An 11,909-nucleotide genomic window follows, 5' to 3' on the forward strand; every position below is an offset into this window, starting at 1 on the left:
GGCTGGTCAGTCGGCGGCAGGGCGCCAACGGGAGGCCCCCCGCACTGCTGACCAGGCTCCGCACCCCCAGATCGAGACACTGAGGATCAGCACCCCGCCCAGCAGATATCCCAGTACCGGCCATGACAGTTGCGCGCCGACGACCGGGTCGGTGTAAGGACCCGACAGCCAGAGATACACAAGTGCCCCGATGGCGGCAGCCATGACCGTGGGCATGAGCAGGACCCATGCCGCGACGGATACGAAGAGCCTGCGGCGTCCGGTGAGCACTCCGAGTGGGGCGAACGATCGGCTGTGGCGCAGGAACTCTGCGATGCTGTTGAGCCCGATGGCCAGGCCTACGACGATCAGGGCGAAGCAGCCGAACAGCGTGACCCAGGTGACCCGGCTACCGCGGAGCAGAGCACTGCTCAGCCAGCCGCCTCCCGGGGCCTCCACGACGCTCGCCACGGCGAGTTGAAGGTTCGCGGCATGTTTCACCGCGGCGATATCCAGGTTCTTGCCCAACGGGGCCATGAGAACCACTTGGCTGCTCTCCTCGGCGGGAAGCTCGCTGACGAGTGGGCCCTCCCGCAGCTGGATCCGGCCGCTGGGCGCGTACCATCTGGCGAGCTCGGCCAGTCGGGCATCCCGGTCCGCCACGGTCGCCGGAAAACCGGCCCCGCCGCAGTCCCGCTGGATGGCCCGGAGCTCCTCGCACGGAGCCTGGAGAACGGACAGCACGCTTCCGTCGGGGGCCGGCCCGGTGCGCAGAGAGAAGACGGCCGCGTCCGTGGGGAGATGGGCGAGGAAGGCCGATGTGCGTGCGTTGTCCCGGGGCGTCGCGACGGTGAGCACGCTGGTGCCGATGCGCTGGGCGGTCGCCTGAGCGGCGAGCATGGGTTCGCTCAGCCGACTGGTGTTGAGCTGGACCTGGCCGATCAGACCGATGGCGACGACGAATCCGGCGACCAGCCGCGCGGTGACGCCGGGCTGGGCGGTCAGCCATCGCCCGGCGACCAGAGTGCCCGTGCCGCCTCGCCGGCGTCCGAGCCGCGCGAGGAGCCGTCCCAGGGCCGCCACCATCAGAGCAAGGACGGCAGGAAGCGTGGCGAATGTAATCAGGGCGGCGACGAAGTAGACGGCCAGGAACAGGCGCGGATTGTCGGGCGCGAGGAGTCCTGGGCCGCGGGTCGCGAGCAGCAGGGACACCGGGAAGAGCGCGGGCCACCAGCGGGGCAGTCTGCGGCTTCGGATGCCGGGGCGGGTGGTGGGGAGCGACGCGTTGTGCCGGTGGAGGACGACGACCAGCACGAGGACGACCAGGACGCATGCGGTGGCCGTCAGCCCCAGCGGTACCGCTGCCGCGCGGACGCTCGCTGCGGGGATGGTGAAGCCGGTGAACGGCAGGGAGATGCCTGCTGCCACCATACCCATGAGCGAGCCCAGGCCAAGGACCGCGCCTAGGAGGACCGGCAGCCCTGCCTCACCCACGTTGACCAGCGACCGAGCCGTCTGGCTGGCACCGAGAGCATCCAGGAGCGCCGCCCTTCGGTCCCGAGCCTCCCCTCCTGCCCTAGCTGCGATCACCACGAGCACCGCGGCAGGGAAGATCATGAGCCCAATGACGGCGAGGGCGAAGAGTTCGAGGGGCTCGGCGAACTGCGGATCACCGATGTAGGGGCCCTTGGCACCGTACCCGGTGATGGTGAACATCCGCTCCTTGTCCACCACCGAGTCGAGGGGACGTACGTAGGCCAATCGTTCCGTGGAGTTGACCAGACCGGCCTCACCGATCCGCCCCACGTCACGTCCCAGACGCCCAGAGCTGCCCTCAGCCGCGGCGGCCTCGGCGAGGGCCGGGGACAGCACCGCCTCTCCCGGGCGGGGCCACGCCGTCACACCGGGAGGGGGAGGCGCGTCAGCCGTCAGCGGGACCACCGAAACCACCGAATACTGCAACCCGCCCACGACATCGAAGCCAGGCTTCCACAAGGCGATGGGCTTCTCCGTCGGGTGACCTTGCAGCACGCGCGGGCTGCGCGCCTCGGATTGCTGCTCCATCGAGCCGTAGACGGCAGCGGCTGATACGAGAGCCCCCGCTGCGAAGGTGAGGGCCGCCGCCGCGCACAGCAGCGCGACGGTTCGGATCAGACCGCCACGGGAGCCGGCGCCCGCAGCCCGCCCAACGCGCAGGAGTTGTACGGCCAGGTGCTTGCCGCCCTTCACTCTGCCTCACCGCCGGCTTCGCCGGCCGGGACGAGCTTCCCGTCCGACAGGACGAGGCAACGATCGGCCCGGTGGGCGATCTCGATGTCGTGCGTGACGACCAGCAGCGCACAGCTCCATCGGCGGGGCACGGAGAAGAGCAGTTCGGCTACGGAGTCCCGATTGCGGGTGTCCAGAGCGCCAGTCGGTTCGTCCGCCAACAGGACCGCGGGCTTGTTGATCAACGCGCGTGCCACCGCGGCCCGCTGCCGCTCGCCTCCGGAGAGCTGCGACGTGGGCGTGAGGTCACCGGGCACGCCGAGTTCGGCCAGCAGCGACTCCGCGTCCGCATACGCCTCGGCGTGGGGTACCCCCGCCAGCAATGCCGCCAGCGCGACGTTCTCCACCAGTGTCAGCTCGGGCAGCAGCTCGCCGAACTGAAACACGACGCCCATGTGCCGGCGCCGGTGCCGCGCCAGGCCGCGCCGCCCCAGCGTGGTGATGTCAGTTCCCGCCACACGCACGCTTCCCTCCTGGGGCTTGACCAGCCCCAGGGCACAGGCGAGCAGGGTGCTCTTGCCGCTGCCGCTCGGCCCCATGACCGCTACAGACTCGCTGGCCGCCACTTCGAGTTCTGCTCTCGCGAGCAGCTGCCGGTCTCCGACCCGGCAGGACAAGCCGTGCACGGCGAGGGAGGGATCCCGTGTTTTCTCCGCGCTTCGGCTCCTGGCCGTTACGGCGGCGCCTTGGTCTGACATCCCTACCTCATTCACGTAACGGGAACGGGCCGGCCGCAGTGTGCGGCCGGCCCGATGACTTGAGCAGGCGGAGCTGACGCCTACAACTCGTGGCGATCAGCTCCGGCCACGATCACGCGGCCCAGGGACCACAGGTGTCGGACGAAAACTGCTCCTGACGGCAGGCGCGGATCTGGTAGATACCCGAACTGGCGGTCGAGGACACGGTCGTGTTGGAGCCGCTCTTGTTCCAGAGGGTCTTGGTGGAGCCCGGCGCCGAGTAGCGGTAGTACTGCCCGTACGCGGAGCGGCTGTCGGAGGCGCACGCCGTACCGGTGCCCCACCACATCTCGTCCCGGGCGGCGAAGGTGGCGTTCACCAGCTTCCGCAGGGCCGCGCGCATGTTGGCCCGGTTGACGAACAGATGCCGCACCCGCCGCAGCGTCGCCTCGCTCTCACCGTGCTTGCCAGTCACCGCGACCCGCTTGATCCCCATATTCATACCCAAACCGAACAAAACGAGGAGCAGGCGACGACGCAGCACGTCCTTGGACAAATTCTCGCGCGTGGCCACCGAGGTGAACTCGGCGATGAAGTCCGTGTCGAACTCGGCGTATTTCAGTATGTCCAGGAGATCGATGGTGCCCCACCGCCGCTCGATCTCGCCCTTGATCGCCACCAAAGATTCCGGCTCCTCCTGCTTCTCGCGCGGGGAAACCCGGATCCACGGCTCGCCGTGCTTCTTCACGATCGCCACCCCGCCCGTGGTGCCCTCGGCCAGGGCCCGCTCGAAGCGGTTCAGCGAGGTGCGGAGCTTGCCTTGGAGGGCGTCGATGAACTCCCCGGCGTCCTGCGGCTGGCGGATCGCGGCGTAGTGCACGTCCCGGTTGTCCTCGAAGTCGGCCGGCAGGTCGTCCTCCGGGTTACGCCACCGGTTCGCCCCCACCACCCAGATCTCCCGCCGCCGCAGCGCGTCCCGCAAGCTGACCAGCACGCACAGCTCGTACGGGATGCGCTCGACGCGGCCCTTGTCGTCCACTACCGCCGCCCGCCACTGCTCGGGCACCACACCCTCCAGCGGCACCGTCTCGGCCGGGTCGAAGGACGCGCCCTCCTTCAGGGGCTGCTCCAGATAACGCTGGAGCAGGTCGATCGCGTCCATCACCGGCAGGTAGGCGGTGTTGTTGCACTTCAGCTCCAGCGCCTTGAGCAGCGGCGAGAGCATCCGCCGCCAGTGCGCCGAGTACGACGACCGCAGCACCGTGCGCACCCGGGCCTTGTAGCGGGCCTCGTTCGCCGCGGCCTCCGCGGCGAGGGCCTTCAGCGTCTTCTCCCCGCCGACCACCGGATAGATCACCCGCCGCACCGTCCCGGCCGGGTCGGACAAAGCGGCCTCGGCGACCCGCAGCAGCATCGCGTCCTTGCCCCGGATCTTCTTCAGCTCGGCGTTCAGCTCCTTGTCGACCTTCCGCTCCGCCCGCGTGTTGATCTTCAGCACGAGCCGGATGAACAGGTCCACGAGCGAATCGGTGATCTCCGTCTGCCGCACATGGCACAGCGTGGCCAGCAGCGTCAGGCACCGCGGCGGCTTCATCCGCTCCAGGTTCGCCGGGTACTCCTTCGACGCCCGCGCCCGCCAGGCGTCCACCAGCTTCTCCGACACGTCCGCGAACAGGTCCGCGGGCAGCTCCAGCTTCCGTACCCGCTGGAGCTTGTTCACCTCCGCCAGCAGGCTCTCCAGCCCCGGCGCCCCCGGGTCCGTCTTCAGCTCGGCGAAGTACGACCGCCCGCCACCGGCTACGGCGCCGTCACCGTCGCCTTCCTCATCGTTCTCGGCGCTGCCCGCGATCAGATCCTCCAGCCGCGAGCGGGTCGCGTGCGAAAGCCGGTCCAGCGTGCTACGGCAGAACTGTGCCTCGAAGTCCTTGACCGCCTTGCCCACCAGCCGCCCGACCTGCTTCGGGGCCGGCGGCTCGATGTGGTCGTTGCGGCACCGGGCCACCACGGCCGCCGCAAGGCGCTCCCGCGACAGCTCCACCGGACACAGCTCCGCGGCCAGCCACTGGGCCAGGCGCTCCTAGTCCCTCCTCGGTGTTCGCCCGGAACCCGTACGCCTCCCGGATCTCCTTGCGGTGCCGCTTGATCCGGTCGCCCTGCCAGTCGTAGGACGCCCACGCCTCCGCCGGGACCTTTACCTGCTGGGCCACGTACTCCACCGCGGCGGCCGGCATCTCCTTGGCGGACTCCGGGAACCGGGCCTCCACCTCGAGAAATTTCAGCAGCAGCGCGAATCCGAGCCTGGTCGCCCCGGACTTGTTCCGCACCCTCTTCATGTCGTCTTCGAGCAGCGTCCAGACCTCGATCAGGTCCTCCGGCTCCCAGTCCTGCCTCACCCGTACTCCCTCAGCTAGTTGGATCATCACATCGTGGCGAGCAGGGAGTGGTTCCAAGATCAGAAAGCCACAGCCGTTGTCAGAGGGTTACTTAGAGCTACACGCCACCTGGCCGTAGCTATACGAGAACAGGGCCTACGAGGACGACTCTCCGCCTTGCGACGCACCGCATCCGACGCCGCGCGCCGGCCCCCAGGAATTGCGGGACAGCCCTCAGATGAGACCGTGCTCCCGCAGGTACTCGAGCTGCGCTCGCACCGAGAGCTCGGCCGCGGGCCACAGCGACCGGTCGACGTCCGCGTACACGTGTGCGACCAAATCGGCCGCCGAGCGGTGGCCGTTCTCCACGGCCGTCTCGACCTGCGCGAGCCGGTTCGCACGATGGGCGAGATAGAACTCCACCGCGCCCTGGGCGTCCTCCAGCACCGGTCCGTGTCCCGGGAGCACCGTGTGCACACCGTCGTCCACGGTCAGGGAGCGAAGCCGGCGCAGCGAGTCCAGGTAGTCGCCGAGGCGGCCGTCGGGATGCGCGACGACCGTCGTGCCCCGGCCGAGGATGGTGTCGCCCGTCAGCACGGCCCGGTCGGCGGGCAGATGGAAGCAGAGCGAGTCCGCCGTGTGCCCGGGGGTCGGCACGACCCTCAGCTCGAGGCCGCCGGTACGGATCACGTCCCCCGCGGCCAGCCCCTCGTCGCCGAGCCGGAGCGCGGGGTCGAGGGCGCGCACCCTCGTGCCGGTCAGCTCGGCGAACCGGCCGGCTCCCTCGGCGTGGTCCGGGTGTCCATGGGTGAGCAGGGTCAGGGCGATCCGCCTGCCCGCCTTCTCGGCCGTCGCGACGACGTTCCGCAGGTGCGCCTCGTCGAGCGGACCCGGATCGACGACGACGGCGAGGTCGGAGTCGGGCTCGGCGACGATCCAGGTGTTGGTGCCGTCCAGGGTCATCGCGGACGGATTGGGTGCCAGGACGTTGATCGTGCGGGAGGTCGCGCGCCCCGACACCACCGCGCCGCGCGGCTGCCCCGGCAGTGCCGATGCGTACGTCATGGCGTGCCTCCCGTCGGTCCGGCCGGTCCGGCCCGGCCGACGCGCTTGGTGAACTCCTCGTGGCCGGGCCAGCTGAGCACCAGTTCCCCGTCCTCCAGGCGTGCCTGGGCCAGGATCGGCGCGAGATCCTGCCCGGCAGCCGCCGCGAGGGCCTCTGCGGCGGTGGCGAACCGCCCCAGGACCCGCAGTGTGGCGATCGTCGGCGGCATCATCAGCAGTTCGCCCTTGTCGTATCCGGCGGCGGCGTCCGCGGGCCGGATCCACACCGTGCGGTCCGCCTCGGTCGAGGCGTTCCTGGTCCGCTGTCCACGCGGCAGCGAGGCGACGAAGAACCAGGTGTCGAAACGGCGCGGCTCGAACTCCGGGGTGATCCAGCGGGCCCAGGCCCCCAGCAGGTCCGACCGCAGCACCAGACCCCTGCGGTCGAGGAACTCGGCGAACGACAGCTTCCGGTCGACGAGCGCGGCCCGGTCGGTCTCCCAGTCGTCGCCCGTGGTGTCCCCGACGACGGAGTCCCCGGTCTCCCCCGCCAGCAGGACCCCGGCCTCCTCGTAGGTCTCCCGGACCGCCGCGCAGACGATGGCCTGCGCGGACGCCTCGTCCTCGACGCCGAGCCGCCGCGCCCACTCGGACGGCGAGGGGCCCGCCCAGCGCACCGGCCGAGCATCGCGCTCGTCCACTCCACCGCCGGGGTAGACGTAGGCACCGCCGGCGAAGGCCATGGAGGCGCGGCGGCGCAGCATATGGACGTGTGCACCCTCGGAGGTGTCCTTGAGCAGCATCACGGTCGCCGCCCGCCGGGGGACGGCGGCGGTGATCTCGCCCGCGGCGAGCGCCCGGATCCGGTCGGGCCATTCCGGTGGGTACCACTGACCATTGGACATGGCCGGATGCTATGCGTTCACGCGCGGATGTTCGAGGGGTGGCCGGTCCGCGGCGGCGGGTGGGGGGCCGTCGGTCCCGCGTACGCCGCGGTTCCGCCGGTGACCGGCCGGGGGACGTGTTCCCGCCGGCCCTCCCCGCCTCGCGGCGGCTCCGGGCCGCTCTCCTGCGAGGGTCCGGGCCTCGGCGAGGTCCCGGAGCTTCCGCAGGCGGAAGCTCCGGGACCCGTCGCGTCAGTCCTGGACCAGCTCCACCTGGATCTCGACCTCGACCGGCGCGTCCAGCGGCAGTACGGCGACACCCACGGCGCTGCGCGCGTGCACGCCCTTGTCGCCGAGGACCGCTCCGAGCAGCTCGCTCGCGCCGTTGACGACGCCGGGCTGTCCGGTGAAGTCGGAGGCGGAGGCGACGAAACCGACCACCTTCACGACCCGGGCGATCCGGTCCAGGTCCCCGGCGATGGACCTCACGGCGGCCAGCGCGTTCAGCGCACAGGTGGCGGCCAGCTCCCTGGCCTCCTCCGGGGTGACCTCCGCGCCGACCTTGCCGGTGACCGGGAGCTTGCCCTCCACCATGGGGAGCTGACCCGAGGTGTAGACGTACGGGCCCGACTGCACGGCCGGCTGATACGCCGCCAGCGGCGGGACGACGGCCGGCAGTGTCAGCCCGAGTTCGGCGAGCTTGGCCTCGACGGCACCGCTCATGACTTCTCCCGCTTGAGGTAGGCCACGAGCTGCTCGGGGTTGTTCGGCCCGGGGACGACCTGGACGAGCTCCCAGCCGTCCTCGCCCCAGGTGTCCAGGATCTGCTTGGTCGCGTGCACGAGAAGGGGCACGGTCGCGTATTCCCACTTGGTCATGGAGCCGACTGTAGCCGCACCGGCGGGCGGCCCCGCGCCACAGGTTCGCGCGGCACGCGAGACGCCCGGTGCGCCGAACCCGCCCAACGCGACCCGGGGTCGCTTAGCCCACGGGCCGACTGGTTAGGCTCCAGGACGTGAGCAGGCTCCAGGTCGTCAGCGGCAAGGGCGGTACCGGCAAGACGACGGTCGCCGCGGCCCTCGCGCTCGCCCTCGCGACCGAGGGAAAGCGCACCCTCCTCGTCGAGGTCGAGGGCAGGCAAGGCATCGCACAGCTCTTCGAGACGGAGGCGCTGCCCTACGAGGAACGCAAGATCGCCGTCGCGCCCGGCGGCGGTGAAGTCCACGCGCTGGCCATCGATGCCGAGCGCGCCCTCCTCGACTACCTCCAGATGTTCTACAAACTCGGGTCGGCCGGGCGGGCCCTGAAGAAGCTCGGCGCGATCGACTTCGCCACGACCATCGCACCGGGCGTGCGGGACGTGCTCCTGACGGGCAAGGCATGCGAGGCCGTGCGCCGCCGGGACAAGCAGGGCCGGTACGCCTACGACCACGTCGTCATGGACGCCCCTCCGACCGGCCGCATCACCCGTTTCCTGAACGTCAACGACGAGGTCGCGGGGCTGGCCAAGATCGGCCCGATACACAATCAGGCCCAGGCCGTGATGCGCGTCCTCAAGTCCGCGGAGACCGCGGTGCACCTGGTGACGCTGCTGGAGGAGATGCCCGTTCAGGAGACCGCGGACGGCATCGCCGAACTGCGCGCCGCGGACCTCCCCACCGGCAAGGTGATCGTGAACATGGTGCGGCCGCACATCCTCGACGAGGAGGCGGTCCGGGCCGCCGCGACCGCCGGACGCCGCAAGGACATCGCCAAGGCGCTGACCGGGGCGGGCCTCAGCGGCCCCGCCAAGCTGGTGGGACCGCTGCTGGAACAAGCCGCCGAGCACGCCCAGCGCGTCGAGCTGGAACGCGAGCAGCGTGCCGCGCTGGAAGCGCTGAAGCTGCCGACCTACGAACTCCCGCTGCTGAGCGAGGGGGTCGACCTGGCGGGGCTCTACCAACTGGCGACCGAACTGCGAAAGCTCGGAGTGGACGCCGAAGCCGATGCCGGGACGGATGCCCAATGACCGGAGTGAACGGATGACGTCGTCGATGACGCAGGGCAGCACCCTGCGGGACACACCGCTGCTCGAGATCGATCCCCTGCTCGACGACCCTGGGATCCGCATCATCGTGTGCTGCGGCGCCGGTGGGGTGGGCAAGACGACGACCGCTGCCGCCCTCGGGGTACGGGCGGCGGAGCGCGGCCGCCGGGCGGTCGTGCTCACCATCGACCCCGCACGCCGCCTGGCCCAGTCGATGGGGATCGACCTGCTGGACAACACCCCGCGCCGGGTGGAGGGCATCGAGGGCGAAGGCGAGCTGCACGCCATGATGCTCGACATGAAGCGCACCTTCGACGAGATCGTCGAAGCGCACGCGGACCCGTCACGGTCCCGCGCCATCCTGGAGAACCCCTTCTACCAGTCCCTGTCGGCCGGCTTCGCGGGCACGCAGGAGTACATGGCGATGGAGAAGCTGGGGCAGCTGCGGGCGCGTGACGAGTGGGACCTGATCATCGTGGACACTCCCCCCTCGCGGTCGGCGCTGGACTTCCTGGACGCTCCGAAGCGGCTGGGGTCCTTTCTGGACGGCAAGTTCATCAGGCTGCTGATGGCTCCCGCGAAGATGGGCGGCCGGGCCGGGATGAAGTTCCTGAACGTCGGCATGTCGATGATGACCGGCACGCTGGGGAAGCTGCTGGGCGGTCAGCTGCTGCGCGACGTACAGACCTTCGTGGCCGCGATGGACACGATGTTCGGCGGGTTCCGCACCCGTGCCGATGCCACGTACCGGCTGCTGCAGGCGCCCGGCACGGCGTTCCTGGTGGTCGCCGCCCCGGAGCGGGACGCGCTGCGCGAGGCGGCGTACTTCGTGGAGCGCCTGGCGGCGGAGGAGATGCCGTTGGCCGGGCTGGTGCTCAACCGCGTCCACGGCAGCGGCGCCGCCCGGCTGTCGGCCGAGCGGGCGCTGGCCGCCGCGGAAAATCTTGACGAGGGCCGCATTGTCGATCAGGAGGCCGGGAAGGCTGCTGGGCGTGGCTCCACGCGGTCCTCTCCCACCTCTTCCGCAGTGGAGCCGGATTCCGAGTCCGACCAGCCCTCGGCACCTCCGACCTCACAACTGACCGCCGGCCTGCTCCGTCTGCACGCCGAACGGATGCAGGTGCTGTCGCGCGAGCAGCGCATGCGTGACCGTTTCACCACGCTCCATCCCGAGGTGGCCGTGGCCGAAGTGGCCGCGCTGCCGGGCGATGTGCACGACCTCGCCGGCCTTCGGGCCATCGGCGACAGGCTCGCGGGCGGCGCCCTCCCCGCCGGAGCCGCGTAAGGGCTGTCCCGTAATCCCCGGCGGGCGCACGACGACAGCCGCGGCACCTCGCTGCGTTGCCGGATCGCCCGAATACGCCCAGTATGAGGACGACCCTCCGCCTTGCGATGCACCGCATCCGACGCCGCGCGCTGATCCACCGGTGATGACGGGACAGCCCTTAGGCCGGAGCGCGACGGCCGCCTACCCGCTCGGGCATCCGGGCGCACGCCGGAGCGACACGGCCGCCGGTCGGCCGCGGAGTGCACGCCGAGTCGCGTGACTTCTGGGTCGCACCAGCAGATGGCGGAGCGACACGGTCGCCGACCGTACTGCGTAGTGCCCGCGCACAGGCGACCGCGGGCGCGCCCCTGCCGAGGACCGGTACCCGGCCCTGTCCGCTGTGTGACGGCTCACATCCGGGTGGAGCGCGCCAACGCCGAGACCACGCACGGCGAGGCGGACCGGGTACGGCGTACGGCGGCTCACTCCCCGGACGGCACGGACGGCACGGACCGGAGGTACGACCGCCGGGCCCCGTCAGCCGGCGAAACCGACCGGGCGCGCTCGGCGGAACACGCTCCAGGGCGCGACACCGAGCCCGATGTCCCCATGGCCCCGCGGAGCGGCCGGAGGCCCTCGGACCCCGAGCCGCGCGGAGGGTCACGATGTGGCGTGACCGGGCGGGACCCGCGGCCGCTTCGGCCCCGCTTCAGCCCACGGCGGCGAACGTCTCGTAGGTCTCGTCGTCCTCGAGGCCCACGGGCAGGATGCCCGCGCTCCGCTCGTACTCCGTACGCGCGGTCTCCAGCAGGCGACGCCAGGAGGTGACAGTGGGGCGCCGACGCAGCAACGCGCGCCTTTCCCGCTCGGTCATGCCACCCCACACACCGAACTCGACACGGTTGTCGAGCGCGTCGGCCAGGCACTCCGTCCGCACCGGACACCCGGTGCACACCGCCTTGGCCCTGTTCTGCGCCGCTCCTTGTACGAACAGTTCATCCGGATCGGTAGTGCGGCAAGCTGCCTGCGCACTCCAGTCGGTTACCCAGCCCATGCCGGCGCCGTCCTCTCCCGAATCGAGGCTCCCCCACGGCGGCAGCGGCATATTCACCGCTGCCAGTTGAGGACGTTACGGAAGGTGGGCACAGCGCAACACCCCCTTCGGGCCCAATCTTGAATGGTCCGAACGGACTATGCGTAAGCGGCAGATCACCCGGGGGAGTGACCTGAGGGCATACGTAATAAATCCGGCATGTCGGCCAGGAAAACGGAACGGCCGGAGGGGAGGACGTCGCTGCGGAGCGACTCGGAGATGGCGCGGGTCTTGATACACAACCGCACTGCTGTGACAGTTGGGAGCAGCTTAGGCCAAGGCATGTACGCGTGTCCGGA

The 11,909-nt window shown here is 70.6% G+C and carries 11 protein-coding genes; 2 read left to right on the forward strand and 9 right to left on the reverse strand.

Features of this window, described 5'->3' with window-relative positions:
• Positions 1-6: 6 nt before the first annotated feature.
• The 8 genes from FEF34_RS16885 to FEF34_RS16920 all read right to left on the reverse strand — a co-directional run bounded on the left by FEF34_RS16885 (position 7) and on the right by FEF34_RS16920 (position 8,102).
• Positions 7-2,208 carry a hypothetical protein gene (locus tag FEF34_RS16885; protein WP_138053932.1) on the reverse strand — a complete coding sequence of 734 codons (2,202 nt, stop codon included), beginning with the start codon at positions 2,206-2,208 and terminating at the stop codon, positions 7-9.
• Entirely contained in the window at positions 2,205-2,945 is a 741-nt protein-coding gene (locus tag FEF34_RS16890) for an ABC transporter ATP-binding protein (RefSeq protein WP_138053933.1), read from the reverse strand. Before FEF34_RS16890 ends, FEF34_RS16885 begins: the two co-directional genes overlap by 4 nt.
• Positions 2,946-3,057: 112 nt before the next feature.
• A complete protein-coding gene (locus tag FEF34_RS42870) occupies positions 3,058-4,518 on the reverse strand; it encodes a Tn3 family transposase (protein WP_325063671.1) in 1,461 nt (486 codons plus the stop codon).
• Between the two features lie 304 nt (positions 4,519-4,822).
• Positions 4,823-5,317 (reverse strand): DUF4158 domain-containing protein, encoded by a 495-nt coding sequence (locus FEF34_RS42875; protein ID WP_234042422.1) that lies wholly within the window; start codon positions 5,315-5,317, stop codon positions 4,823-4,825.
• A gap of 213 nt (positions 5,318-5,530) precedes the next feature.
• Positions 5,531-6,361 carry an MBL fold metallo-hydrolase gene (locus tag FEF34_RS16905; protein WP_138053936.1) on the reverse strand — a complete coding sequence of 277 codons (831 nt, stop codon included), beginning with the start codon at positions 6,359-6,361 and terminating at the stop codon, positions 5,531-5,533.
• Positions 6,358-7,245: an NUDIX hydrolase gene (locus FEF34_RS16910; RefSeq protein WP_138053937.1), complete on the reverse strand. Its 888-nt coding sequence runs from the start codon at positions 7,243-7,245 to the stop codon at positions 6,358-6,360. The genes FEF34_RS16905 and FEF34_RS16910 overlap by 4 nt, the downstream gene beginning before the upstream one ends.
• A gap of 231 nt (positions 7,246-7,476) precedes the next feature.
• A complete protein-coding gene (locus tag FEF34_RS16915; protein ID WP_138053938.1) occupies positions 7,477-7,947 on the reverse strand; it encodes a RidA family protein in 471 nt (156 codons plus the stop codon).
• Positions 7,944-8,102, reverse strand: coding sequence for a DUF4177 domain-containing protein (locus tag FEF34_RS16920; protein ID WP_017947820.1), 159 nt, complete (start codon positions 8,100-8,102; stop codon positions 7,944-7,946). The genes FEF34_RS16915 and FEF34_RS16920 overlap by 4 nt, the downstream gene beginning before the upstream one ends.
• A 137-nt stretch (positions 8,103-8,239) precedes the next feature.
• On the opposite strand from FEF34_RS16920, the gene FEF34_RS16925 reads away from it, so the two are divergent.
• Both FEF34_RS16925 and FEF34_RS16930 read left to right on the forward strand, forming a co-directional pair.
• On the forward strand, positions 8,240-9,232 hold the full coding sequence (locus FEF34_RS16925) for an ArsA family ATPase (protein WP_138053939.1): 993 nt from the start codon (positions 8,240-8,242) through the stop codon (positions 9,230-9,232).
• A gap of 13 nt (positions 9,233-9,245) precedes the next feature.
• The gene (locus FEF34_RS16930; protein WP_138053940.1) at positions 9,246-10,535 is read left to right on the forward strand and encodes an ArsA family ATPase; all 1,290 of its coding nucleotides are present in this window, start codon (positions 9,246-9,248) and stop codon (positions 10,533-10,535) included.
• Between the two features lie 691 nt (positions 10,536-11,226).
• Here FEF34_RS16930 and FEF34_RS16935 read toward each other — a convergent pair.
• A complete protein-coding gene (locus tag FEF34_RS16935; RefSeq protein ID WP_171052979.1) occupies positions 11,227-11,571 on the reverse strand; it encodes a WhiB family transcriptional regulator in 345 nt (114 codons plus the stop codon).
• Positions 11,572-11,909: the final 338 nt, after the last annotated feature.

Origin of the sequence: Streptomyces marianii, from assembly GCF_005795905.1 — a bacterium.
Taxonomy (GTDB): domain Bacteria; phylum Actinomycetota; class Actinomycetes; order Streptomycetales; family Streptomycetaceae; genus Streptomyces; species Streptomyces marianii.